The sequence below is a fragment of the Dactylosporangium sp. NPDC051541 genome (assembly GCF_044454505.1).
Taxonomy (GTDB): Bacteria; Actinomycetota; Actinomycetes; order Mycobacteriales; family Micromonosporaceae; genus Dactylosporangium.
This window is the reverse complement of record NZ_JBITDU010000011.1, coordinates 283,251-306,503: the sequence shown is the minus strand read 5'-3', so window position 1 is coordinate 306,503 and position 23,253 is coordinate 283,251. Positions and strand designations below refer to the sequence as shown.

The following is a 23,253-nucleotide window of genomic DNA, read 5'->3' as shown; positions in this document are numbered from 1 at the left end:
AAGGTGGGGGCCGGGCAAGAAGACACCGCTCGTGCACCCGACAGAGCTCACTTATCCTTGCTGCCTTCCGGCCCTGGGGAGGTTCATGAGGTGTCGCCGCACGAGCGGCTTGCCGACAACAATACCCGGTGCACGAACCCCGTCGGCGATGGGTATCCTGGCGCACGGAGGATTCGCCTAGAGGCCTAGGGCGCACGCTTGGAAAGCGTGTTGGGATAAAACCCTCACGAGTTCGAATCTCGTATCCTCCGCCGTTCTACCAGGCAAAACGCCGGGCCGCCCGATCGTGGGAGCCCGGCGTTCGGCGTTGTGGGCCCGAGCGAGGTCCGGGTGTGGCGCGCGTCTCACGGCCGTAGGGCCCATGGATGTGTCATCACGCGACTCCAAAGAGTGACTCCGACGCCCCGGCAGTGCCGATCTTTTTGGAATCGTGGTCACCTGGAGGCCATCCCCGCGCCCCGCGTGAGCGGTATTTGCACGTGCCGACCCATGCGACCATCTGGATACAGGCACGCTGTTGGAGGGGGCGGCGATGTTCTACCGGAGCCCGGACATCCTGATCACCAGCACGCACGTCGTCGTTCTCGACCCCGGTGAGCGGCGCATCCCGCTCGAGGCGATCGAGGCGCCCTACATCGTCAAGCACGGCCGCGGAGCCGGCTTCCGGGCCGCGCACGAGATCCGCGCCCGTATCGGGGCGGCCGACGTGCGCCTCTTCTACACCACCGACCGGGCCGCGTTCGGCAGCGTGCGCCGGGCGCTGATCCGTGCGCTGGAGTGCCGGACCGACCCTCTACCGATCTGAGGGTCCCGCGACCGCAACCAGCTTTTGCGCAACTTGCGATATGGCAGGTTGTGAGCTAGCGCATAGGCGTGCGGCCATGCAACCATCGAAGGAGAGCCACGAGGGGGCGAGTGGCGAAACGCAGCAGCGCCCGGCGGTCACCGGGCGCTGGTTCTGTCAAGTGACACATGCCTCGCCGGCCGAGACCTGATCGGCCGGCGGCGGCATTGCTGTCAGGCGACACGTGCCCCGTCGGCTGAGACCTGATCGGCCGGCGGCGGCTTGATGATGCGGCCGCCTTCCGGTTACGCGGTGAAGCGGCATCGATACCCGATGTCATCTCTACCGCAGTGCCGACCCCGCTCGCAAGACCGAGGGGAAGGGATATGAGCAATTTCTACGAGAGCCCCGACCTGGTCGTGACCATGGACCACTTCGTGATCCTGCGTCCGGCGCAAGTGCACTACCGCCTCGACTTCCTGGAAGGCGTCTACGTCCTGCAGCACCCGCGCTCCGGCCGCAACCGCCCGGCCCAGGAGATCCGCGCCCAATACGGCGTGCACGACGTGCGCCTGTTTCACACCAGCGACCGCCAGACCTTCGGCCAGGTCCGCCGCGCCCTCATCCGCGCCCTGGAGTGGCGCGCCCGCTACGCCACGTCGAGCTGACGGCCGATTCGCCGGGTTGTGACACTACTGTCTGGTAGGTAACGATCCGGCGAACCCGCCATATCCCCGACAGCCGTATCGCAGATTGGTCTTACACTAAGCTCCGGCCCGATCGGGCCACCCGAACGGGCGACCATATTTCGCGACAACGTGGGGTATGACCGAACTCGCGTCTTTTCATGTCTGGACCCGCAAAAGCCGACCGGCGCAGTAGGGTGAACCACGACCAGCGATATGGCTAGTAGGCATACGTCCAACGAGGGACACGATGAGTCCGGGTGACACGCCCGCGGTCGCACGCCGGAAAGTCCGGCTGGCGCTCAAGGACGCCCGTCTCGCCCAGGGATTCACCCAGTCCCAGGTCGCCGAAGCCATGGAGTGGTCTCTCTCCAAGGTGATGCGGATTGAGTCGGGCGAGGTCACCATCTCGGCCAACGATCTGCGGCCACTGCTGTCCCACCTCGGCATCCGCGACCGCGAAACCGTCGAGGACCTCATCCATGCCGCCAAGGCGTCGAAGCAGAAGAAGCAGTGGTGGGATGACCAGCGCTACCAGGGCCTGCTGACGCCGGCGATGCGCCAGCTGATCAGCTTCGAGGCCGAGGCGACGGTGATCCGCAGCTTCGCGCCGGCCGTGATTCCCGGCTGGCTTCAGGGTGAGGCTTATGCCCTGGCCGTCACCGGCGTATTCGTCGACGAGTTGACGACCAGGGAAATCGAAATCCGATCCGCGATCCGGGCCGCGCGCCGCAAAGCGCTGCGCGACCGCACGCCGCGGCCACAGCTCTACGCATTGTTCGACGAGTCGGTACTTCTGCGCCAGTACGGCGGGGCGAAGGCTCTCGGTGAGACGCTGTCAGCGGTCAGCTCGGCCATTGCCGAAGGCTGGCTCAGCGTTCGGATTCATCCGCTCGAGAGCCCCTATCCGGCGTTTGGCCAATACGATCTGCTGTACCTGTCGAGCGAAGACGACAACCACGCCGTGCTATACCGAGAGAGCTATACCATCGACGAGATCGTCGACGATCCGCCTCGCATTGCTCGCCATCGCGAGGGCTGGGATCGGATGTGGGAGGCCTCGATCGGGGAAGTCGAATCGGCTGAACGAATCGCCGCTGCCGCGTAGCTCTCCCCGCACGCGGACCAGGGGATTCCTGCCGATGAAGGATCTTCGGCCCAGCGCCGAAGGGCCCGATCCGGAGGTCGCCGCACCCGGCCACCTCCCTGTCAGAAAACAGGTGGACCATGCACGAACCGGCCATGCCACGCGTCTTCCGCCGCAGCAGCTACTGCGGCAATTCGACGTGCGTCGAGGTCGCTACCGCGAATAGCGTGCACGTTCGCGACGGCAAGAATCCGGGCGGGGCGATCCTCTCCTTCGAGGCCGCGCCGTGGCGGGAGTTTCTGGCCGGCGTCAAGCGCGGCGAGCTCAACCGCGGTTAGTCGGACAGGGTTTCGGACCGCAGGCCGGCGAGGAAGTCCCGCCAGGCGTCCGGGTCGAATTGCAATGGCGCGGTGCCGGGGTTTTTCGAATCCCGGATGAATACCGCGTCGGCGTGGAATGCAACCTCGACACATGACGCGTTCCCACAGAAACGGGATTTGCGCCACACGAGGGCCTGGTGATTCTCGGCCATCGGGTCGGCCTCCTTCGAACCCAAGGACGTGAACCTTCAGCATACGTAGCGCGTTGAAACACGACACGCGAGTATGCGAAGTTGGCCCATGAATGCACATATCTGGCAAACCGGGCAACAGGCTGCGCCCGCGGGACCACCGTCCCGCGGGCATTTCCCGGCCTCGGCACTCAGAGCAGAGAGTTCAGCCTCCTGTAGGCGTCGGCATAGCCGGCCCGGTCCAGCCGCTCAACGCTTGCGGCATTGGCGGCGAAGGCGCGCATCAGACAGCGCTGGACGCGCATCAAAGTGATCAAGTTTGTCGACGTGAACAGGGTGACCCCGGCGCCGGCGTAGTTGGCCTTCAAGAGCCACACCAGCGGGGTGAAGGTGCGGATCGCGCGGCTCGTGAGTGGCGGCACGGACAGGACGGCGGCGGTGATCACATAGGGACCGGCACCATCGGTGATGGTTATCGCGGCAACCGTCCCCACGGTGGCCAGAACGCCGGCGGTGAGCATCGCGACGCGGCCGGGGCGTCCGCGATACTCCACACGCAGATCTTGGAGGGCCTCCAGGTCGTACACCTGGGGCTCGGGTTTCCAGACCGCATAGACATCGTCGGTGATGACGATGTCGTGATCCTTGTAGAAGACGGTCGGCATCGGTTCCCCCCTTAGCCTCGTCAAACAGTATGAGTCGGCTGCGTCACAGATCGCCAGGCCACAAGGTGCCATATCGCAACCTGCGCAACTCCCACTCGCCGTGCGACTGCTATTACTGAGGGTGTTGTCACTGGTGAACGTCCACCCTAGCGTCGCGGAAGCGGAGAGATGTGCGCAAATGGAATTTCCATCGCTCTCTTGACCGCCCGACAGAGCTTCCGTGACCGCCTGACAGAGCTTCCGTGACCGCCTGACAGAGCTTCCGTGACCGCCTGACAGAACTCCCGTGACCGCCTGACAGAACTCCCGTGGCTGCCTGACAGAACTTCTGCGACCGCCTGACAAAACCTGACGGACACTCAGGGCCGCCGCCTTGACCGGCCGTCCGCCCGGGGCGGCGCGTCGAGCTCCGCGCGAGGGCAGGGCCTAAGCTGGTCCGAGGTGTGACGACCGACGTCAACGAATCGAAGGAGCGCCCTGTGCGGCCCGGTGGACAGCCCAACCTGCAGCAGATGATGAAGCAGGCGCAGAAGATGCAGCAGCAGATGGTCGCCGCTCAGGCGGAGCTGGCCGAGGCCGAGCTCACCGGGACGGCCGGCGGCGGGCTGGTCACCGCCACGGTCAAGGGCACCGGCGAGGTCGTGTCCATCAAGATCGACCCCAAGGCGGTCGACCCGGACGACGTCGAGACGCTCGAAGACCTGGTCGTCGCGGCCGTGCACAACGCCGCGCAGGCGGCCCGCGACCTGACCGAACAGAAGATGGGTCCGCTGACCTCCGGGCTCGGCGGCCTGGGTGGCGGCCTCGGGCTGCCCGGTTTCTAAATGTACGAAGGCGCCATTCAAGACCTGATCGACGAGCTCGGGCGCCTGCCCGGGGTCGGGCCGAAGAGCGCGCAGCGCATCGCGTTTCACGTGCTCTCGGCCGACCCCGTCGACGTCAAGCGGCTCGCGCAGGCCCTGCAGCGGGTGAAGGAACTGGTCCGGTTCTGCACCCGCTGCTTCAACGTGGCCGAGGCCGAGCTCTGCCGGATCTGCCGCGACCCGCGGCGCAACGACGACGTGTTCTGTGTCGTCGAGGAGCCCAAGGACGTCGTGGCGATCGAGCGCACGGGCGAGTTCCGCGGGCGTTACCACGTGCTTGGCGGCGCGATCAATCCGCTGGAGGGCATCGGCCCCGACAGCCTGCGCATCCGCGAGCTCATGACCCGCCTGGCCGAGGGCACGTGCAAGGAGCTCATCCTCGCGACCGATCCCAACACCGAGGGTGAGGCCACCGCGACCTACCTCGCGCTGCTGGTCAAGCCGATGGGCCTCAACGTGACCCGGCTGGCGAGCGGCCTGCCGGTGGGCGGCGACCTCGAGTATGCGGACGAGATCACCCTCGGGCGGGCGTTCGAGGGCCGGCGCGCGGTCTAGCCCTCGGGGCGGTTCAAGATCCCGGCGACGACGGCGTGTACGGCCGCCAGGTCGGCCGGGTCCTTCAGCGTGCCCTTCGCGCCGGTCACGCAGTACCACTCATCAGCGTCTTTGTATTGGACCTTGACGACGAAGGACCCGTCGGCGCCCGTCGAGGACTCCAGGGTCAGCTCCCCGGTCACGACCCCGACCTCGTCGGTCATCACGCCGCCCGGGCCGGCCACGATGTCGGTTTTCATAACATCGGCAGCCGGAGTCGGGGCAGGAGGAGGAACCGGAGCGGCCGGAGCCGATTCAGTCGAGGTCGTCTCCGTCATCCGGTTCCTCCAAAAGCGCATCAGCAGGTCGCCAGCATGTCCGTGAGCGCGGTCTTCTCGGCCTGGGTCACGGACAACTTGTAGTAGGCCTTCACTGTTACCCAATCCTGCGCGTACGTGCACCAGAACGCGTGGTTCGGCGGCTTCCACGTCGACGGGTCCTGGTCGCCCTTCGAACGGTTGGACTGGAGGCTGACCGCGAAGAGCTGGGGCCGGGTCAGGTCGTTGGCGAAGTCCTTGCGCTGCTCGTCGGTCCACTTCGCGGCGCCGGAGCGCCAAGCGGCCGCGAGCGGCACCATGTGGTCGATGTCGAGGGCCTGCGGGTCGGTCAGGTCCTTGTCGTCATACGGGCTGTGCCAGGCACCCGCCGTGATCTTGCAGTCGGCGGTGGCCTTGACGTTCTTGCCGTCGCGCTTCAATACGACGTCACGAGTGTCGCAGCCGTTCCCCTGGCTGATCCAGTGCGTGAATTTCTCGCGGCTGTAGCCGGACATCGAACTGGCCGAGGCGACGGACAACCCGTCCAGCGACGCCTTGCCGCCGCCGCCACCACCTCCGCCGCCGGTCCCCGTATTGGAGCCGGTGCCGCTGGAGCCCTGGGCCGCGCCGGGGGTGGAGGAGACTTCGCAGCTGCCGGCGCCGGTGAGCACCGTGGCGAGCGCTAGAGCGATAAGGACGGCTTTGCCGTTCGTGGAGGGGCGCACGTCCCTACTGTGCGCCATCAATGCGAACAAGTGTTGGAGGACCCGCCCGTGTCGATCACCACGGGCGGGTCCGATAGCCGACTGACCGCCGCGCTAACCGCGGTTGGCGGCGCTCAGCACCGCGCGCAGCGACGCGGTCACGATGTTCGCGTCGACGCCGACGCCCCAGTAGCTCTGACCGTCGACGGAGCACTCGACATACGCCGCGGCCTGGGCCCCCTCGCCCGACGTGAGCGCGTGCTCGGCGTAGTCCAGCACCCGCACGTCCACGCCGACGTCGCTCAGGGCGTGCACGAACGCGTCGATCGGGCCGTTGCCGGTCGCGGACACGCTGCGGGCCTGACCGTCCACAGTGATCTCCGCGGCCAGCGAGACCTTGCCGTCGGCGGTGTTGGCCTCGTAGGACGTCAGCGTGAAGCGCCGGTCGGAGAAGTACTCCCCGGCGAAGAACTCCCACATCTGCTGCGGGCTGACCTCGCCGCCCGCGTCGTCGGTGTGCCGCTGCACGACGCCGGAGAACTCGATCTGCAGGCGGCGGGGGAGGTCCAGGTGGTGCTCGGACTTCATCACATACGCGACGCCGCCCTTGCCGGACTGGGAGTTGACGCGGATCACGGCCTCGTAGGAGCGGCCCAGGTCCTTCGGGTCGACCGGCAGGTAGGGCACGCCCCAGGTGAACTGGTCGACGTCGACCCCGGCGGCGGCCGCGTCGCGGTTGAGGGCCTCGAAGCCCTTCTTGATCGCGTCCTGGTGCGAGCCCGAGAACGCGGTGTAGACCAGGTCGCCGGCGTAGGGGTGGCGCTCGTGGACCGGCAGCTGGTTGCAGTACTCGACCGTGCGCTTGATCTCGTCGATGTCCGAGAAGTCGATCTGGGGATCGATGCCCTGCGAGAACAGGTTGAGGCCCAGGGTCACCAGGTCGACGTTGCCGGTCCGCTCGCCGTTGCCGAACAGGCAGCCCTCGACCCGGTCGGCGCCGGCCATGAGCCCCAGTTCGGCGGCGGCGACGGCGGTGCCGCGGTCGTTGTGCGGGTGCAGCGACAGCACGACGGCCTCGCGCCGGGGCAGGTTGCGCGACATCCACTCGATGGAGTCGGCGTAGACGTTGGGGCTGGCCATCTCCACCGTCGCCGGCAGGTTGACGATCAGCGGGCGGTCGACGGTGGGCTGCAGCACATCGATGACGGCGCTGCACACCTCCAGCGCGTAGTCCAGCTCCGTGCCGGTGTAGGACTCGGGGGAGTACTCGTAGAAGATCTCGGTGTCCGGGGTGATCGCCTCGGCGTACTTCTGGCACAGCCGCGCGGCCGAGGTGGCGATGTCGGTGATGCCGGCCTTGTCCAGCCCGAACACCACCCGGCGCTGCAGCGTCGACGTCGAGTTGTAGAAGTGCACGATGGCCCGGCGGGCCCCGACCAGGGACTGGAACGTCCGCTCGATCAGCGTGTCCCGGCACTGGGTCAGCACCTGGATCGTGACGTCCTCGGGGATCATGTCCTGCTCGATGAGGGCGCGTACGAAGTCGAAGTCGGTCTGTGACGCGGACGGGAAGCCGACCTCGATCTCCTTGTAGCCCATGCGGACCAGCAGGTTGAACATCCGCCGCTTGCGCTCGACCGACATCGGGTCGATCAGGGCCTGGTTGCCGTCGCGCAGGTCCACTGCACACCAGCGGGGCGCGACCGTCACCTCGTGACTCGGCCATTGCCGATCGGCCCGAATGGCCTCTGGGATCGGGAACTGTTCAGAGAAGGGCCGGTAGCGGTGAATGGGCATCCGGCTGGCGTTCTGACGGGCGATCTCGGACATGTTCTCGCAGCTCCTGGGTTGTCGCGCTCGACGCGCGGGAAGGTCTGGTCACATCAGACCGGCAGGAGCGCAGACGCGCGTCATCCCCGCGACGAGGTGCCGGCCTGGTGGGCCCCGTCGCGGCGACGAAGAAGAAGCGTCTGCCACATGTCAAGAGCCACATTACGCCTTCAACGGGTACCGCCGTAAGCGGGTCTCGGCTTTTGGGAGAGCTCAACGAGGAGCGGACGCCGACGCGCTGGGTGGCGGCGGAGGGGGCGTGGCGGTGCCCAGCGCGGCACCGTCGGCCACGGGGCCGGGCAGCGAGATCGTCGACGGGGCGGCCACCACCTCGCCGGTGAGCATGAGCTGGCCCAGGGGCAGCTTGGCCGCGGTGAGGATGCCGTTGTCGTTGTAACAGAACGTGCCGGGGTCGATCGGCGGGGCGATCGCGGTGACGCCGGGCTCCACCGCGAAGCACGGCGCCGAGGTGCCGGCCAGCGGCTCGGCCGGGTTCACGGACAGCGGAATCTGCCGGTCCAGGAGGACGTCGAGCCAGCTGACGAAGACGTACTGCACCCGCGGATCGATCGCCGGCGGCAGCTTCTTCCCGGCCGCCGCGACCTTGACGCAGCTCGAGGACGGGTTGATCGGGCACTGGTACACGCCTTCCGCGCGGCCGGCGATCGCGACGTCGGCAGTACCCCCCAAGGCGCCACCTTGAATGTCGACGCGCCAGGTCCGGTCAGTGGCGATCGAGACCAGCACCGAGCGGGGCGCCTTGCCGGGGACGGTCAGCGTGTACGCGGCGACGTACCGCTGGTCCTTCGCCACCGCCACCCGGGCCGAGAGCAGCCCGCGGGGGTCGGGCTGGGCCGCGACGGGCGTGCCGGCCGGCGTCGTCGGCGTGGGGCCGGGGTCGCCGCCGGAGCCGCACCCGGCCAGGAGCAGCACGGTCAGGGCCGTGCCGGTGATCACAGTGATCGCATGATGGCCGCCCCGAAGCTCCCGCACCCGCGTATTCTCGCCCGGCCGGGCCGCCGGATCGTGGAACGCCACTCCCGAGTGGTTTCCAACCCCGGTACGCTCGGCTGCGTTGACCTCGTGTTGTGGTGACGACATCGGTTAGGAGTGCGGCGGCGTGGCGCTGATCGTGCAGAAGTATGGCGGGTCCTCCGTCGCCAACGCCGAGCGCATCAAGCGCGTCGCCGAGCGGATCGTCGACACGCGCAAAGCCGGCAACGAGGTCGTGGTCGTCGTGTCCGCGATGGGCGACACCACCGACGAGCTGCTCGACCTCGCCTCGCAGGTCAGCCCGGTCCCGGCCGGTCGCGAGCTGGACATGCTGCTGACCGCCGGCGAGCGGATCTCCATGGCCCTGCTGGCGATGGCGATCAACAACCTGGGCTATGAGGCCCGGTCCTACACGGGCAGCCAGGCCGGCGTGATCACCACGTCGACGCACGGCCGCGCCCGGATCATCGACGTGACCCCGGGCCGCCTGCGCACCGCGCTCGACGAGGGCGCCATCGCGATCGTGGCCGGCTTCCAGGGCGTCTCCCAGGACACCAAGGACATCACCACGCTCGGCCGGGGCGGCTCGGACACCACGGCGGTGGCGCTGGCCGCGGCGCTGCGCTCCGACGTCTGCGAGATCTACACCGACGTCGACGGCATCTTCACGGCCGACCCGCGGGTGGCCAAGAACGCCCGGCACATCAAGCAGATCACCTACGAGGAGATGCTCGAGCTGGCCGCGTGCGGCGCCAAGGTGCTGCACCTGCGCAGCGTGGAATACGCGCGGCGGTTCTCGCTGCCGATCCACGTCCGCTCCTCCTACTCAACCGCCAACGGCACCATGGTCACCGGATCGATGGAGGACCTTTCCGTGGAGCAAGCGCTCATCACCGGCGTCGCGCACGACCGCAGCGAGGCGAAGATCACCATCGTCGGCGTGCCCGACCAGCCCGGCGTCGCCGCGCGGATCTTCGAGACGGTCGCCAGCGCGGAGACCAACATCGACATGATCGTGCAGAACGTGTCGACCGAGAGCACCGGCCGCACGGACATCTCGTTCACGCTGCCCAAGACCGACGGCGCCGCCGCCAAGGCCGCCCTCGAGCGGATCAAGGCGACCGTCGACTTCAAGAACATCCTGTTCGACGACCACATCGGCAAGGTCTCGCTCATCGGCGCCGGCATGCGCTCCAACCCCGGCGTGGCCGCCAAGCTCTTCGCCGCCCTGGCCGAGGCCGGCGTCAACATCGAGATGATCTCCACCTCGGAGATCCGGGTCTCGGTCGTCTGCCGCGACACCGACCTGGATGTCGCCGTCCGGGCGATCCACGACGCATTTGAACTGGGCGGAGACGAAGAAGCTGTCGTCTACGCGGGGACCGGAAGGTAGGTTCGTCCCTCATGGACGGTCTGCCGAGCCTTGCCGTTGTCGGGGCCACCGGAGCCGTCGGCTCCGTGATGTGCGAGCTGCTCTCGTCGCGTAAGAACGTGTGGGGCGAGATCCGGCTGGTGGCGTCCAAGCGCTCGGCCGGCCGCAAGCTCACGGTCCGCGGCGAGCAGCTGCTGGTCCACGAGCTCACGCCCGAGGTCTTCGACGGCGTCGACGTCGCCATGTTCGACGTGCCCGACGACATCGCCGCCGAGTGGGCCCCGATCGCGGTCGGGCGCGGCGCGATCGCGGTGGACAACTCCGCGGCCTTCCGCCTCGACCCGGACGTGCCGCTGGTCGTCCCGGAGATCAACCCGGAGCAGGTGCGCAACCGCCCCAAGGGCATCATCGCCAACGCCAACTGCACCACGCTCACGATGATCGTGGCGCTGGCCCCCCTGCACCGCGAGTACGGTCTCAAGGAGCTCGTCCTGGCCTCCTACCAGGCCGTCTCCGGCGCCGGCCAGGACGGCGTCGACACGCTGCTCGACCAGCTCGAACGCGTCGGCGGCGACCGCACCCTGGGCTCCCGCTCGGGCAACGTCCGTCGCGCCGTCGGCGACGACCTCGGCCCGTTCCCGGCACCCCTGGCCCTCAACGTCGTCCCCTGGGCCGGCTCCCTGCGCGAGGCGGGCTGGTCCTCGGAGGAGCTCAAACTCCGCAACGAGTCGCGCAAGATCCTCGGCCTGCCCGACCTGAAGGTCTCGGCCACCTGCGTCCGCGTCCCGGTGGTGACCGGCCACTCCGTCGCCGTGCACGCGGTCTTCGGCACGGAGGTCGACGCCGAGGGCGCCCGCGAGGTGCTGCGCCACGCACCGGGCGTGATCCTGGTCGACGACCCGGCCGCAGGCGAGTTTCCAATGCCAATCGACGCCGTGGGTACTGATCCGTCGTGGGTCGGCCGCATTCGCCGCTCGGTCGACGACCCGCGTGCGCTGGACTTCTTCGTCACCGGGGACAACCTGCGCAAGGGGGCCGCTCTGAACACGGCCCAGATCGCGGAGCTGCTCTCCAAGGAGCTCCGCGCGTAGTCGCAGTTCGTTCGTTGTGATGTGCCCGATTCATCACGTGTGCGAAGCCGTGTCATTTTCTTTGTGAAGTAGCTCTCAATTGACTGCGACCCTCAAGTGATAGTTACTCTCAAAATATGGATGCTGTCACTTCCAGCCCCCGCCGCTGGTGGGCGCTCATCGCGATCGTGCTCAGTGTGCTCACGGTCGGGTTCGACACCACGATCCTCAACGTCGCGCTGCCGACGCTCGCGACCGAGCTCGACGCCGGCAACGACGACCTGCAGTGGATCGTCAACGCATACGTCCTGGTCTTCGCCGGGCTCCTGCTGCCCATGGGTGCGCTCGGCGACCGGTACGGGCGCAAGCGGCTGCTCATGGCCGGCCTCGGACTGTTCGCGGCCTCGTCGCTCATCGCCGTGTTCGCCAACAGCGCGGGCCAGGTCATCGCCGCCCGCGCCCTGATGGGGATCGGCGGCGCGATCCTCACGCCGCTGACCATGGCCGTGCTGCCGGTCCTGTTCGACGAGCGGGACCGGGGCAAGGCGATCTCGCTGCTCACGATGGGGATGGGCCTCGGGCTCCCACTCGGCCCGATCATCGGCGGCTACCTGCTGGAGCACTTCTGGTGGGGCTCGATCTTCGTGATCAACATTCCGGTGGCGCTCATCGCGCTGCTGGCCGTCGGCCTCCTCGTGCCCGAGTCGCGAGCGTCGGTGGCCCGGCGCGTCGACCTCCTCGGTGCCGCCGTGTCCACGTTGGGGCTGATTTCGCTGGTGTACGGCGTGATCGAGGCGCCGACCAAAGGCTGGACCGACCCATGGGTCCTCGCGTCTCTGGCCGGTGGCCTGGCTCTCCTGGTGATCTTCGTGCTCGTCGAACGGCGCGGCGCCGAGCCGATGATCGACCTGCGGCTGTTCCGGAAACCACGCTTCGCCTGGGGTACCGCCGCGGGCACACTGGCCTCGTTCGCGCTCTTCGGCGTGCTGTTCATCATCCCGCAGTACCTCCAGGAGGTCCGCGGCAGCGACGCCCTCGGCGTCGGCCTGCGCCTGCTGCCCCTGATCGGCGGCCTGTTCGTCGGCGCGCCGCTGGGTGAGCGGATCGCGCACCTCACCGTGACCAAGCTCCCGGTCACGGCCGGCCTCCTGATCGGCGCCGCCGGCCTGGCCTTGGGCGCCCGGACGGAGATCAGCTCCGACTATGGCCTGGTCGCGACCTGGCTGGCCGTCGCCGGCCTGGGCATCGGCCTGGCGATCACCCCCGCGATGGACGCGGTGCTGGGCTCGCTGCCCCGCGACCAGGCCGGCTCCGGTACCGCGATCACGATGACGTTCCGCCAGGTCGCCGGTGCTCTGGGCGTCGCGCTGCTGGGCAGCCTCACCAGCGCCGTGTACCGCGACCAGCTCGACACCGCCCCCGAGCCCGCGAAACGCTCCGTCGCCGCGGCCGTGACGATGGCCGCGAGAACCGGCGACGGAGCTCTGGCCCTGGCCGCGAGGACGGCGTTCGTGGACGCCATGGCCACGGCCCTGCTGGTCTGCGCGGCCACCGCGGTCCTGGGTGCCGTCCTGGTCGCGCTGTTCCTTCCAAATGCCAAACGCCGCACCGGTACTGGAGAATCGGTGGATGAGCTCACCAGGGTTGCGTGAACGCAAGAAGCAGAAGACCCGCTGGGCGATCCAGGAGCACGCGGTGCGCCTGTTCGTCCAGCAGGGTTACGACGCGACCACGGTGGAGCAGATCGCCGAGGCGGCCGAGATCTCCCCGAGCACGTTCTTCCGCTACTTCAAAACCAAGGAAGACGTCATCATCCAGGACCGCTACGACGAACTCATGGCCGACCAGATCCGCAACGCCCCACCTGACCTGACCCCCCTGGAGGTCCTCCGCCGAGCCTTCGCCAGGTCCTTCCAATCAATCACAGAGGAGGAAGCCGACCAGGCCCTGCAACGAGCCCGCCTGCAACTGAGCGTCCCCGCGTTGAGAATGCGAGCCCTGGACAACCTCCAAGACTCGATCCGCTACTTGGCCGCCCCGCTGGCCGAACGCCTAGGCCGCCCAGCCGACGACTTCAGATGCCAGGCCTACGTAGGCGCCTGCGTAGGCGCCTTGATGAACGCCCTGATGACCTGGGTAAGAGAGGCCGGCGACGCCAAGCAAGCCCTAGCTCTGATCAACGAGGCAATCTCAGTCCTGGAGGAGGGCCCGTAAAAAGCGCTTCCCCCGCCAAGCCACAAGCCAGGTCAACGAGGGGCAACAGGCCGTTTTCCATCGCCAAGCCCATAAGCCAGGTCAACCAGGCGCAAGGAATGGCCGAAGGCCAACCGAGAAGAGACACACATCCCCCCCGGCCCCCGGCCCCCCAGCTTTAAGAACGACCCCTACGCGAGCACATCATCAGCATCAGTAATCGTGTAGGCGTACCCCTGCTCAGCCAAGAACCGCTGCCGATGCGCCGCATACTCGGTGTCGATCGTGTCGCGGGCGACCACGGTGTAAAAGTGCGCCTGCCGCCCATCGGCCTTCGGGCGCAGCACCCGCCCCAGCCGCTGAGCTTCCTCCTGGCGCGACCCGAACGTCCCAGAGACCTGAATCGCGACAGCCGCCTCCGGCAGGTCGATCGAGAAGTTGCCGACCTTCGAGATCACCAGCGTCTTGAGCTCACCGCTGCGGAACTGGTCGAACAGCTTCTCCCGCTCCCGGTTGGTGGTCGCACCTTGGATGATCGGCGCCTGGAGATACTCCCCGAGCTGGTGCAGCTGGTCGATGTAGCCACCGATGACCAGGATCTGGTCGTCCTTGTGCCGCTCGACCAGGGCCCGCACCACCGGCAGCTTCGTCCGGGCCGTCGCCGCCACCCGGTAGCGCTCCTCCGGCTCCGCCACCGCATAGGCCATCCGCTCGGCGTCGGTCAGCGTGACCCGGACCTCGACACACTCCGCGGGGGCGATCCAGCCCTGCGACTCGATGTCCTTCCACGGCGCGTCGTAGCGCTTCGGGCCGATCAGCGAGAACACGTCGCCCTCGCGGCCGTCCTCGCGGACCAGGGTCGCGGTCAGGCCGAGGCGGCGGCGGGCCTGCAGGTCGGCGGTGAAGCGGAAGATCGGGGCCGGGAGCAGGTGGACCTCGTCGTAGACGACCAGGCCCCAGTCGCGGGCGTTGAACAGGTCCAGGTGCGCGAACTGCCCGCCGCGGCGAGTCGTCAGCACCTGGTAGGTCGCGATGGTGACCGGGCGGATCTCCTTGCGCTCGCCGGAGTATTCGCCGATCTCCTCCTCGGTCAGGCTCGTGCGGGCGAGCAGCTCGCGCTTCCACTGCCGGCCGGCGACCGTGTTGGTGACCAGGATCAGCGTCGTCGCCTTGGCCTCGGCCATCGCCGCCGCGCCGACCAGCGTCTTGCCGGCGCCGCAGGGCAGGACGACGACGCCGGAGCCGCCGGCCCAGAAGGACTCGACCGCCTCGCGCTGATAGGAGCGCAGGACCCAGCCGTCCTCGGCCAGGTCGATGGTGTGGGCCTCGCCGTCGACGTAGCCGGCGAGATCCTCGGCCGGCCAGCCCAGCTTGAGCAGGGCCTGCTTGAGGCGGCCGCGCTCGGACGCGTGCACGAGGATCGTGTCGGCGTCGAGCTGGGCGCCGAGCATGCCGGCGAGCTTCTTGGACTTGGACACCTCGATCAGCACCGCGCGGTCGGAGGCGTGCAGGACCAGGCCGTGGACGGGGTCGTTGAGCAGCCGGAGCCGGCCGTAGCGGTCCATGGTCTCGGCGATGTCGACCAGGAGCGCGTGCGGCACCGGATAGCGCGAGAAGCGCAGCAGCGAGTCGACCACGCCTTCGGCGTCGTGGCCGGCGGCCCGCGCGTTCCAGAGGCCGAGCGGGGTGAGGCGGTAGGTGTGCACGTGCTCGGGCGAGCGCTCGAGCTCGGCGAACGGTGCGATGGCCATGCGGCACGCCTGGGCGTCGGGGTGGTCGACCTCGAGCAGGAGCGTCTTGTCAGACTGGACGATCAGTGGACCTTCAGGCACGGACCCAGTGTCGCATGAGGGTATGACACTTCCCGGATAGTGGGAAAGATTCACTCTCATGCAACCGCGCCGCCGGGTGTATGCGTTCTCTGCTTACGGGCCGGACGCGCGTGTCCGTGATCGCTCGCAGCCAGGAGACGGTGGGCGGTCGAATCAGTACGGGGGCGGGCACGCCGTCCGGTCCGGCCAAGGGTTTTCCCGGAGCCCAGCGGGGAGCGTCCGGCCTACCATCGATGTATGCGTCCGAGGGTCACCTTGACGTTCGGGGGAATCGCCGCCCTCGCGGTGGCGGTCGGCTGGTTCCTGCTCTCTCACCGGATCGCCCACACCGACGTCGAGACCGCGGTCAGCGAGTCGCTCGGCGCAATCCTGGTCGTCATGCTCGTCGCCTCGGTCATCGGTTCGATCGTCAACTCGATCCGCGGGAAGCACGAATGAGCGAAGAGATCCTCTCGCCCCTCGCCAAACTCATCATTACGCTGATCGCCACCGCCGCCGTGACCTGGTTCTTCGTCTCCTGGCTGGTGCTCAACAGCCCCCTGACCGACGCGATCGGCGAGACGGCCGGCAGCCTGGCCGCCCTGCTACTGATCGTTTCCGTGATCGGCACCGCGAAAGCGAACAGCGAACCGTAGCGCCTGCTTCGCAAAAGCGAGATGAGCACTCGTCTCGGGGCAGGTGAACGCGGAGCCGGGCGTCGGCCCGGACATGTTCCAGTACGGCTGAGCGCCGAGGTTCAGGGGCGAGGCGGAGTCCGGACTCTCGCTGTGTACGCGGCGCGGTCGACCGGCCGCCGCGCCGTGTGCGCGCCGTGGCCGCCGGCTGCCGCGCTGTGTGCGCGCCGCGGTCCGCCGGCTGCGGCGTTGTGTGCGTAGCGCAGATCCGCGCCCGTCCCTGTCCCGGCGGACTTGCGAAGCCCGCGCTGTGTGCGCGCCGCGGTCCGCCGGCTGCGGCGTTGTGTGCGTAGCGCAGATCCGCGCCCGTCCCTGCCCCGGCGGACTTGCGAAGCCCGCGCTGTGTGCGCGCCGCGGTCCGCCGGCTGCGGCGTTGTGTGCGTAGCGCAGATCCGGGCCCGTCGCACGCTGCGGCGGACTGGCGAAAGGCGCGCTAGCGGTGCTGGTGATCGTGGCAGGGGTGCAGGGGGCGAAGAGCCCCCTGCCCGGGGCGGGAGCGAAGCGGCCCCGGAATCCACCGCAGCTTCTTGCTCTTCTGCTTTTTACGCTTCTGACTCCGGGACGGCGCCGGTGATGCGGTGGAGCGCGAACGTGTGCAGCATCTCCGTGCGCTCATCCTCGGCGCGCAGGTAGCCGGAGCCCATCGACACCGGCCGGACCAGGCGCGACGCCGTGGCTCCATGTGCGTCGACGTAACCCACCCACACTCGCGTCTTGTCCCGCAAAGCCTGCTGGAGCACCTCTAAAGCCTCCGTATGCGACACGCCGGACGCCCCGTTGGCCCGGACGGTCACCGGCGCGCGGCGGGCGACCCGGGCCGCCGCGTCGCCCCGGCGGATCTGGTCGATGACGCCCGCCAGCCGGGGGCCGGAGAGCCGGACCGCCGCCGTCGGGTCCTCCACCCCGCGCGCCGCCCACGTCGGGCGGGGCGCACCCCGGCGGGCCTTGGGCCGGGCCAGCACCGCGGCGCCGGTCGAGTCCTCCTGGATCGGCGGGTAGCCGGCCTCGCGCAGCGCCTCCAGCAGCCGGCTCGGCGTGTGGCGGGAGGCCAGCACGGTCGGGGCCAGGCGGCGCAGGCCCAGCTGCTGCAGCCGGCGGTCGGCCAGGACCTCGGCGATCAGCGACTCGTCGTCGCTGCGCACGTAGGAGTTGGCGGAGCCGATCCGCATCCCGCCGTGGCGACGGGCGATGTCGTCGATGAGGTAGGTCAGCGTCTGCGGCACCGGCGTGCGCGACCGCCGGGCGAGTAGCGCGTGCAGGTCGGCCGCGGAGTAGCCGGCGTCGAGGCTCCGGCGGACCGTCTCGGCCGTGATGCGGTAGACGCTCGCCGACTCCTGCTGCCCGAGCAGCTCCAGCTCGCCGGCGAGGGTCGGCTCGGGCGGGCCGGGGACGATCGCGGACAGGTCGGCCTGCAGCAGCAGGTGGTCGACCGGTTCGGGCAGGAGCGTGTCGAGCAGCGCGGCCGAGCCGGACAGCGCGTAGCCCTCCGGCGAGCCGATCCCCAGCGGGTCCTCCGGGTCGGGGGCCTCCGCGGCGAGCTCGGCCAGCAGCAGCCGGCCGTAGCCGCTCAGTCCGCCGAACCCGGTCAGCCCGACGAACGCGGCCTCGGCCAGGCTCGCCTCGATCCCGGCCGACGTGCCCCGGGAGATCCGCCGGGGCGAGCGCCAGGTCAGGGTGGCCACCACCGACGCCGGCGCCGCGGTCTGCCCCGGGGCCAGGTCGGCCAGCACCTGCAGGGCGGCCCGGCGCTGGGCCGGCGCGCCCGGGCGGGACAGCTCGGGCGCGAGCGCGTTGAGCGGCCGGTCGCGGTCGTCGCGCTGGCCGACCAGGGCCGGCGCGCGGGTCATCGTGAGCCAGGCCACCGCCAGCCGGTGCCAGCGGGCGGCGATGCCGAAGGCGCGCCAGGCGTCGTAGGCGACGGTGGGCAGGAAGACGCTCTCCACCCGCTTGTTGTCGACGATCTCCTCGCCGATCAGCCCGGCCGCGGTGACGATCTCCACCAGCAGCGCCGCCTGCTGCTCGTCGACGCCGACGATCTTCGCGTATCGGCGCAGCTCGCGGATGCCGAGGCCGCCCGAGCGCAGGACGCCCGGCGGCTCTTGATTGACGGCCTCGACCAGCGCCTCCGCGTTGCGGACCAGCTCCAGCACCTGCCCGGCCCCGGCCCGGTCGAGCTGGGCGGGGTCGCGCTGGGGTGTCTCCATCGGCGGCGGGTCGGGGTGCAGCGGCCCAAGCGGGCCGGCCTCGCGCCGCAGCACCAGCGAGACCTCGACCGGCAGCTCCACCGCGTCCCGGCCGACGACCGCGAGCAGGTGGCGGTCGACCAGCCAGCGCACCGGCGAGTCGGAGCCCGGCTGCAGGCTGGCCGCGGCGACCGTGCCGACGGGCGGGCCGGCGGCGAGGCGGTCGAGCACGGCCCGGGCGGGCGGCGACGCGGCCAGCAGCGTGCGGCGCAGCCCGGCGGCGTCGGCGACCAGGGCGCCGGCGAGCGGGTCGAGCTCCTCCGCGGGGCGGCCCAGGCCGGCCGGGTAGGGCGAGCACACCTCGTCGACCGCGCCCACGATCCGCAGCGCCGCGTCGGGCCCGAACACGACCGCGTAGGCCCGCAGCCGGTCGATGGCGGCGCGGACCCGGACGGCCTCCACGCCGGACTGCGCGGTGAGCGCGAGCACCGACTCGGCGGACGAGCTGTGACCGACACGCGTGTATCGCAGCGCGTCGAGGATCTCCAGCGTGAACTGGTCGAGCGCGTCGAGCGCCCGGGCCACCGCCACCCGCGACTGGGCTCGGTGGGCCAGGGCGGAGAAGTCCGCGGGCGGCGGGATGACGAGGTCAGGGCGCAGACGGATGAGCGCCGTCAGCTCCTCGTCGGGCAGGGCGCGCAGATAATCGGCCAGCGAAGTCGTCGTCATCTCGCCTCATACGCTAACCGCCCGGTACGACAAAAGAGGGCGGGCCCGGTGGGCCCGCCCTCGATCGCTTACGCGGTGTTACTTCAGACCGTTGCTGACCGCGCTGATGAGCTCGCCGTTGCTGGTGTCACCGGAGAGCTCCCAGAAGAACGCGCCGCCGAGGCTCTGCTGCTTGGCGTACGTCATCTTGCCGCCGATCGTGGCCGGCGTGTCGTAGCTCCACCAGTTGTTGCCACACTTGGCGTAGGCGGTGCCGCCGACGGTACCGGTAGCCGGGCAGCTGTTCTTCAGGACCTTGTAGTCCTCGATGCCGGCCTCGTAGGTGCCCGGGGCCGCGCCGGTGGCGGTGCCGCCGGGGCCGGCCTGGGTGACGCCGGTCCAGCCGCGGCCGTAGAAGCCGACGCCCAGGAGCAGCTTGCTGGACGGGATGCCCTTGCTCTTGAGCTTCGTGATCGCCGCGTCGGAGCAGAAGCCGGCCGTCGGGATGCCCGAGTAGCAGGTCAGCGGCGAGTGCGGGGCGGTCGGGCCCTGCGCGTTGAACGCACCGAAGTAGTCGTACGTCATCGGCATGAACCAGTCGAGGTTCGCGGCCGCACCGGCGTAGTCGGTGAGGTCGATCTTGCCGCCGTTGCTGCCGTCGGCGGTGATGGCCGAGGTGACGAGCTTCGACGGGCCGAACTTGGCGCGCAGCGCGGCGATCACGCTCTTGTAGGCGTTCGGGCCGGAGCCGTCACACTGCAGGCCACACGCGTTCGGGTACTCCCAGTCGATGTCGATGCCGTCGAAGACACCGGCCCAGCGCGGGTCGTTGACCAGGTTGTAGCAGGAGTTCGCGAACGCGGTCGGGTTGGCCGCGGCCTGCGTGAAGCCGGCCGACCAGGTCCAGCCGCCGAACGACCAGATGACCTTGAGGCCGGGGTGCATCGCCTTGAGCTTCTTCAGCTGGTTGAACGAGCCCCGCAGCGGCTGGTCCCAGGTGTCGGCCACGCCGTCGACCGAGTCGGCCGCGGTGTACGCCTTGTCGTAGTCCGCGTAGCTGTCACCGATCGAGCACTGGCCGCCGGTGGTGTTGCCGAACGCGTACAGGATGTGGGTGAGCTTCGCGGCCGAGCCGCTCGTCTCGATGTTCTTCACGTGGTAGTTGCGGCCGTAGACGCCCCACTCCGCGAAGTATCCGACGACCTTCTTGCTGCCGGTGGCCGGCGGCGTGGAGGTGGTGGGCGGCGGGGTCGTCGGCGGCTTGGTGGTGCTCGTCGGCGAGGTGGTCACCGGCGGCGTGGTCGGCGGCTTGGTGGTGGTCGGCGGCGCCGTGGTGGGGGAGCCCCCGCTACAGCTCACGCCGTTGATCGTGCAGTTGGTCGGCGGCTTGGCGCCGGAGCCGTTCATGCCCCAGCTGAAGCTCGCGCCGGCGGCCAGCGTCGTGGCCCACGACTTGTTCTTGGCGACGTAGTGCTGACCCGTGTGGGTCACGTCGGCGTCCCAGAAACTGGTGATCTGACCGCCCGCGGGCAGGTCGAACTCGAGCGTCCACCCGTTGATCGTGCTCGAAGTACCATTGCTGATCTTGTAGGTGGCGCCCCAGCCCGAGCCCCAGTCCTGGTCGACCGTGAACGTCGCGCTCAGGTTTCCGGCGGCATTGGCGGTGTTCGTCACGAATGGGACGACGGCCCCGGCTACCGCCAATGCGGCGGCGACGATGAGGCCGTTGCGGACGGATCGTTTCATCGCGTCTCCTGGATGGTCTCTTAGGAAACTTTCCTAAAAGTTGTGATGACGGTAGTGGCCTGGATCTCACTCGTCAATAGGAGATCGTGGTTCTGTTTCGCTGGCATACCTACTGTGACCTGGGCATCCTTAAGGGTGTCTCAACAACCGGTTGTCATTGGCTTTGACCTTGACATGACGCTCCTCGACACCCGCCCCGGCATTCACGCAGCGTTCCGGGCGCTCACTGCGAGCACCGGCGTGCATGTCGACGCCGACCTGGCCGTGAGCCGCCTGGGCCCGCCCTTGCGCCAGGAAATCGCCGAATGGTTCCCCGCCGACGACGTCGAAGAAGCAGTCCGGATCTATCGGGCGCTTTACCCGGATTACGCCATAACTCCTTCGGTGCCCTTGCCAGGAGCAAAAGAAGCATTGGCGGCGGTACTGCGAGTGCCCGCAGAAATCGCCATCATCACCTCGAAACTGGGGCGCCTCGCCGAACTCCATCTGACACACGCGGGCATCACCGCCACCCACCTCTACGGCGACGTCTTCCACGCCGGAAAAGCCCAGGTCCTGCGCGATATCGGGGCCAAGCTCTACGTCGGCGACCACGTGGCCGACATGCAGGCCGGCGTCCTGGCCGGCATCCCCGTTGTGGGCGTCACCACCGGCCCCTGCTCGGCCGACGAACTGCGCGCGGCCGGCGCCACCGCGGTCTTCGACGATCTGCGCCCTTTCCCGGCGTTTCTCCAAGGCATGATCTCGGTTGGCCGCACCGAATCGGGTGACTAGCCTTGGTGTGCAATCCCGGGTGCCCGATGTAGACGCGGCCGCCGGGGGGACGGGTCCGAGACTGGGGAGCAGGGCAGCGTGCCGACGGGTCGAGTGAAGTGGTACGACCAGGAGAAGGGCTTCGGATTCCTCACCAGCGACGACGGTGGCGACGTCTTCGTGCACAAGGCGGCACTGCCGTCGGGCGTGGGTGAGCTGAAGACCGGTCAGCGGGTCGAGTTCGGGGTGGTGGAGAGCCGGAAGGGCAGCCAGGCGTTGCAGGTCAAGGTGCTGGACGCCCCGCCGTCGATCGTCGAGGCCCGAGCGGTGGCCAGCCGCCGCCCGCCGGAGGAGCTCCACGGCCTGATCGAGGACATGATCAAAGTCCTGGAGGCCAAGGTCCAGCCCGACCTCCAGCGAGGCCGCTTCCCGGACCGCAAAACCGCCCGCACCGTGGCCGAGGCGGTGCACTTGGTGGCGCGCGAGCTGGAGGTCTGAGCTCAGCGACGTCGAGGTCTGAGCTCAGCGACGTCGAGGTCTGAGTTCAGCGACGTCTGACATCGCGCTGGAGGTCTGAGCTCAGCGACGTCTGACATCGCGCCGGAATCGACGAAGGGCGGGCCCGCTGTTCATCGGCGGGGCCGCCCTTTTCGCTCGTGTCGCCAGTTTGATCGCCGGTGCGTCCGTGGGGCTGATGCGCGCCCGGCTGGGCTACGCGCCGACCAGCGGGGTGGCCGGAACCAGGCCTTCAGCGGCAGCCCGGTTGAGCAGGGCGTCGACGGCGGCGTGCCCGTCGGGGCCGAGGGAGGCGGTGAACTCGTTGACGTACAGGGCGATGTGCTGGTCGACGACCGCCTGCTCCATCTCCTGGGCGTGCTCGAGCACGAACTCCCGGCTGGCCCGCGGGTTGTCCCAGGCGAGCCGCACCGACTCCTTGATCCAGGCGGTGGCCTGCTCCGGGTCGACCCGGTCCCGGTGCGCGAGGATCGCACCCAGCGGGATCGGCAGCCCGGTGTCGCCCTCCCACCACTCACCGAGGTCAGCGAGGGCGTGCAGCCCATACCGCTGATACGTGAACCGGGCCTCGTGGATCACCAGCCCCGCATCGAACGTCCCGGCCGCGACCGCCGGCATGATCTCGGCGAACGGCACGACGGTGATACTCGCCGGCGGCTCCCCGGCCGACCAGAGCCGCATCAGCAGGTACGCGGTGGTCCGATCCCCGGGCACCGCGACACTCTTCCCACCCAGCGAGCTGACCGCCGGGTCCTTGACCAGCACAAGCGGCCCACACCCCCGCCCAAGCGCACCCCCGCAGGGCAGCAACGTGTACTTGTCCAACAGCCAGGGCAGCGCCGCATAACTCACTTTGACCAGATCAAACCGCCCATCAAGCGCCGCCGTATTGGTGACATCAACATCAGCGAACGTCACCGCAAACTCAGGCGCCCCAGCCACCAGCCCGTGCGTGAGCGCGTGAAACACGAACGTGTCATTGGGGCAAGGCGAAAAGGCCAGCGAAAGCGTCACAAACCCGAATCTAGCCCGCCCCCCGCCCTGCACACCGAGAGTCCTGAATCCCCCACTGTGACTCTCCCAACTCCCAAGCCCCCTCCACCCCACCCACTCCCGTCCACCCCGCCGCCGACCTGGCCCTGTAGCTGCCGCCCGCCCGCACCACCTCCGCCGCCCGGACTGCACGCCGCCCGCGCCGCCCTACAAATTCGGCTTCGCCACCGCTCGCGCCC

24 protein-coding genes, 1 tRNA gene and 1 other RNA gene are annotated in these 23,253 nt (G+C 69.0%); 15 read left to right on the top strand and 11 right to left on the bottom strand.

From position 1 onward, the window contains the following. Positions 1-17: 17 nt before the first annotated feature. Positions 18-113, bottom strand: an RNA gene (gene ffs / locus ACIA8L_RS39750) — signal recognition particle sRNA small type. 53 nt (positions 114-166) lie between these two features. On the opposite strand from ffs, the gene ACIA8L_RS39745 reads away from it, so the two are divergent. The 5 genes from ACIA8L_RS39745 to ACIA8L_RS39725 all read left to right on the top strand — a co-directional run bounded on the left by ACIA8L_RS39745 (position 167) and on the right by ACIA8L_RS39725 (position 2,895). Then, a tRNA-Ser gene (locus tag ACIA8L_RS39745) sits at positions 167-251 on the top strand. A gap of 281 nt (positions 252-532) precedes the next feature. After that, complete coding sequence (locus ACIA8L_RS39740; protein ID WP_395912795.1) at positions 533-805, top strand: hypothetical protein; 273 nt, start codon at positions 533-535, stop codon at positions 803-805. Positions 806-1,170: 365 nt separating this feature from the next. Continuing rightward, positions 1,171-1,452: a hypothetical protein gene (locus ACIA8L_RS39735; RefSeq protein WP_395912793.1), complete on the top strand. Its 282-nt coding sequence runs from the start codon at positions 1,171-1,173 to the stop codon at positions 1,450-1,452. Between the two features lie 268 nt (positions 1,453-1,720). Continuing rightward, positions 1,721-2,578: a helix-turn-helix domain-containing protein gene (locus tag ACIA8L_RS39730; protein ID WP_395912791.1), complete on the top strand. Its 858-nt coding sequence runs from the start codon at positions 1,721-1,723 to the stop codon at positions 2,576-2,578. 134 nt (positions 2,579-2,712) lie between these two features. Then, the gene (locus ACIA8L_RS39725; RefSeq protein ID WP_395912789.1) at positions 2,713-2,895 is read left to right on the top strand and encodes a DUF397 domain-containing protein; all 183 of its coding nucleotides are present in this window, start codon (positions 2,713-2,715) and stop codon (positions 2,893-2,895) included. Here the strand turns inward: ACIA8L_RS39725 and ACIA8L_RS39720 are convergent. Together ACIA8L_RS39720 and ACIA8L_RS39715 are read right to left on the bottom strand one after the other, a co-directional pair. Then, positions 2,892-3,113: a DUF397 domain-containing protein gene (locus ACIA8L_RS39720; protein ID WP_395912787.1), complete on the bottom strand. Its 222-nt coding sequence runs from the start codon at positions 3,111-3,113 to the stop codon at positions 2,892-2,894. The genes ACIA8L_RS39725 and ACIA8L_RS39720 overlap by 4 nt on opposite strands. 146 nt (positions 3,114-3,259) lie before the next feature. Continuing rightward, complete coding sequence (locus ACIA8L_RS39715; RefSeq protein WP_395912785.1) at positions 3,260-3,733, bottom strand: DUF6232 family protein; 474 nt, start codon at positions 3,731-3,733, stop codon at positions 3,260-3,262. A 503-nt stretch (positions 3,734-4,236) separates the two neighbouring features. On the opposite strand from ACIA8L_RS39715, the gene ACIA8L_RS39710 reads away from it, so the two are divergent. Together ACIA8L_RS39710 and recR are read left to right on the top strand one after the other, a co-directional pair. After that, entirely contained in the window at positions 4,237-4,557 is a 321-nt protein-coding gene (locus tag ACIA8L_RS39710; protein ID WP_395912888.1) for a YbaB/EbfC family nucleoid-associated protein, read from the top strand. After that, positions 4,558-5,151: a recombination mediator RecR gene (gene recR, locus ACIA8L_RS39705; RefSeq protein WP_395912783.1), complete on the top strand. Its 594-nt coding sequence runs from the start codon at positions 4,558-4,560 to the stop codon at positions 5,149-5,151. Here recR and ACIA8L_RS39700 read toward each other — a convergent pair. From ACIA8L_RS39700 to ACIA8L_RS39685, 4 genes are all read right to left on the bottom strand, one after another. Next, a complete protein-coding gene (locus tag ACIA8L_RS39700; protein WP_395912781.1) occupies positions 5,148-5,390 on the bottom strand; it encodes a hypothetical protein in 243 nt (80 codons plus the stop codon). The genes recR and ACIA8L_RS39700 overlap by 4 nt on opposite strands. 98 nt (positions 5,391-5,488) lie before the next feature. After that, the gene (locus ACIA8L_RS39695; protein WP_395912779.1) at positions 5,489-6,172 is read right to left on the bottom strand and encodes an HNH endonuclease family protein; all 684 of its coding nucleotides are present in this window, start codon (positions 6,170-6,172) and stop codon (positions 5,489-5,491) included. Between the two features lie 93 nt (positions 6,173-6,265). Beyond that, positions 6,266-7,981, bottom strand: a complete 1,716-nt coding sequence (leuA, locus tag ACIA8L_RS39690) for a 2-isopropylmalate synthase (RefSeq protein ID WP_395912777.1) — start codon at positions 7,979-7,981, stop codon at positions 6,266-6,268. Positions 7,982-8,194: 213 nt separating this feature from the next. Next, positions 8,195-8,974, bottom strand: a complete 780-nt coding sequence (locus ACIA8L_RS39685) for a hypothetical protein (protein WP_395912775.1) — start codon at positions 8,972-8,974, stop codon at positions 8,195-8,197. 127 nt (positions 8,975-9,101) lie between these two features. Between ACIA8L_RS39685 and ACIA8L_RS39680 the strand changes: the two genes are divergently transcribed. From ACIA8L_RS39680 to ACIA8L_RS39665, 4 genes are all read left to right on the top strand, one after another. Continuing rightward, positions 9,102-10,367 carry an aspartate kinase gene (locus tag ACIA8L_RS39680; protein ID WP_395912774.1) on the top strand — a complete coding sequence of 422 codons (1,266 nt, stop codon included), beginning with the start codon at positions 9,102-9,104 and terminating at the stop codon, positions 10,365-10,367. 11 nt (positions 10,368-10,378) lie between these two features. Next, positions 10,379-11,437, top strand: coding sequence for an aspartate-semialdehyde dehydrogenase (locus tag ACIA8L_RS39675; RefSeq protein WP_395912772.1), 1,059 nt, complete (start codon positions 10,379-10,381; stop codon positions 11,435-11,437). A 116-nt stretch (positions 11,438-11,553) separates the two neighbouring features. Further along, positions 11,554-13,068, top strand: a complete 1,515-nt coding sequence (locus ACIA8L_RS39670; RefSeq protein ID WP_395912770.1) for an MFS transporter — start codon at positions 11,554-11,556, stop codon at positions 13,066-13,068. Next, positions 13,046-13,630 (top strand): TetR family transcriptional regulator, encoded by a 585-nt coding sequence (locus tag ACIA8L_RS39665; protein WP_395912768.1) that lies wholly within the window; start codon positions 13,046-13,048, stop codon positions 13,628-13,630. The genes ACIA8L_RS39670 and ACIA8L_RS39665 overlap by 23 nt, the downstream gene beginning before the upstream one ends. Positions 13,631-13,800: 170 nt before the next feature. Here ACIA8L_RS39665 and ACIA8L_RS39660 read toward each other — a convergent pair whose 3' ends face one another. After that, positions 13,801-15,441: a DNA repair helicase XPB gene (locus tag ACIA8L_RS39660; protein WP_395912766.1), complete on the bottom strand. Its 1,641-nt coding sequence runs from the start codon at positions 15,439-15,441 to the stop codon at positions 13,801-13,803. Between the two features lie 237 nt (positions 15,442-15,678). Here ACIA8L_RS39660 and ACIA8L_RS39655 point away from each other — a divergent pair, with 237 nt between their 5' ends. After that, complete coding sequence (locus tag ACIA8L_RS39655; RefSeq protein WP_395912764.1) at positions 15,679-15,879, top strand: hypothetical protein; 201 nt, start codon at positions 15,679-15,681, stop codon at positions 15,877-15,879. Further along, positions 15,876-16,076, top strand: a complete 201-nt coding sequence (locus tag ACIA8L_RS39650) for a hypothetical protein (protein ID WP_395912763.1) — start codon at positions 15,876-15,878, stop codon at positions 16,074-16,076. The genes ACIA8L_RS39655 and ACIA8L_RS39650 overlap by 4 nt, the downstream gene beginning before the upstream one ends. 581 nt (positions 16,077-16,657) lie before the next feature. Here ACIA8L_RS39650 and ACIA8L_RS39645 read toward each other — a convergent pair. Both ACIA8L_RS39645 and ACIA8L_RS39640 read right to left on the bottom strand, forming a co-directional pair. Beyond that, a complete protein-coding gene (locus ACIA8L_RS39645) occupies positions 16,658-19,027 on the bottom strand; it encodes a helicase-associated domain-containing protein (RefSeq protein ID WP_395912762.1) in 2,370 nt (789 codons plus the stop codon). Positions 19,028-19,105: 78 nt separating this feature from the next. Further along, on the bottom strand, positions 19,106-20,752 hold the full coding sequence (locus tag ACIA8L_RS39640) for a glycosyl hydrolase family 18 protein (protein WP_395912760.1): 1,647 nt from the start codon (positions 20,750-20,752) through the stop codon (positions 19,106-19,108). A gap of 135 nt (positions 20,753-20,887) precedes the next feature. On the opposite strand from ACIA8L_RS39640, the gene ACIA8L_RS39635 reads away from it, so the two are divergent. Then, positions 20,888-21,526, top strand: a complete 639-nt coding sequence (locus tag ACIA8L_RS39635) for an HAD family hydrolase (protein ID WP_395912886.1) — start codon at positions 20,888-20,890, stop codon at positions 21,524-21,526. A gap of 78 nt (positions 21,527-21,604) precedes the next feature. After that, positions 21,605-22,003 (top strand): cold-shock protein, encoded by a 399-nt coding sequence (locus ACIA8L_RS39630; RefSeq protein WP_395912758.1) that lies wholly within the window; start codon positions 21,605-21,607, stop codon positions 22,001-22,003. A 213-nt stretch (positions 22,004-22,216) separates the two neighbouring features. On the opposite strand, the gene ACIA8L_RS39625 is transcribed toward ACIA8L_RS39630, so the two are convergent. Beyond that, complete coding sequence (locus ACIA8L_RS39625; RefSeq protein WP_395912756.1) at positions 22,217-23,035, bottom strand: 1,4-dihydroxy-6-naphthoate synthase; 819 nt, start codon at positions 23,033-23,035, stop codon at positions 22,217-22,219. Between the last annotated feature and the right edge of the window lie 218 nt (positions 23,036-23,253).

Excerpts from the sequence above, each read along its gene's own strand:
- ACIA8L_RS39740 (WP_395912795.1), top strand. The coding sequence starts at position 533 with ATGTTCTACCGGAGCCCGGACATCCTGATCACCAGCACGCACGTCGTC.
- ACIA8L_RS39735 (WP_395912793.1), top strand. The coding sequence starts at position 1,171 with ATGAGCAATTTCTACGAGAGCCCCGACCTGGTCGTGACCATGGACCAC.
- ACIA8L_RS39730 (WP_395912791.1), top strand. The coding sequence starts at position 1,721 with ATGAGTCCGGGTGACACGCCCGCGGTCGCACGCCGGAAAGTCCGGCTG.
- ACIA8L_RS39725 (WP_395912789.1), top strand. The coding sequence starts at position 2,713 with ATGCCACGCGTCTTCCGCCGCAGCAGCTACTGCGGCAATTCGACGTGC.
- ACIA8L_RS39715 (WP_395912785.1), bottom strand. The coding sequence starts at position 3,733 with ATGCCGACCGTCTTCTACAAGGATCACGACATCGTCATCACCGACGAT.
- recR (WP_395912783.1), top strand. The coding sequence starts at position 4,558 with ATGTACGAAGGCGCCATTCAAGACCTGATCGACGAGCTCGGGCGCCTG.
- ACIA8L_RS39700 (WP_395912781.1), bottom strand. The coding sequence starts at position 5,390 with ATGAAAACCGACATCGTGGCCGGCCCGGGCGGCGTGATGACCGACGAG.
- leuA (WP_395912777.1), bottom strand. The coding sequence starts at position 7,981 with ATGTCCGAGATCGCCCGTCAGAACGCCAGCCGGATGCCCATTCACCGC.
- ACIA8L_RS39675 (WP_395912772.1), top strand. The coding sequence starts at position 10,379 with ATGGACGGTCTGCCGAGCCTTGCCGTTGTCGGGGCCACCGGAGCCGTC.
- ACIA8L_RS39670 (WP_395912770.1), top strand. The coding sequence starts at position 11,554 with ATGGATGCTGTCACTTCCAGCCCCCGCCGCTGGTGGGCGCTCATCGCG.
- ACIA8L_RS39665 (WP_395912768.1), top strand. The coding sequence starts at position 13,046 with ATGAGCTCACCAGGGTTGCGTGAACGCAAGAAGCAGAAGACCCGCTGG.
- ACIA8L_RS39655 (WP_395912764.1), top strand. The coding sequence starts at position 15,679 with ATGCGTCCGAGGGTCACCTTGACGTTCGGGGGAATCGCCGCCCTCGCG.
- ACIA8L_RS39650 (WP_395912763.1), top strand. The coding sequence starts at position 15,876 with ATGAGCGAAGAGATCCTCTCGCCCCTCGCCAAACTCATCATTACGCTG.
- ACIA8L_RS39645 (WP_395912762.1), bottom strand. The coding sequence starts at position 19,027 with ATGACGACGACTTCGCTGGCCGATTATCTGCGCGCCCTGCCCGACGAG.
- ACIA8L_RS39640 (WP_395912760.1), bottom strand. The coding sequence starts at position 20,752 with ATGAAACGATCCGTCCGCAACGGCCTCATCGTCGCCGCCGCATTGGCG.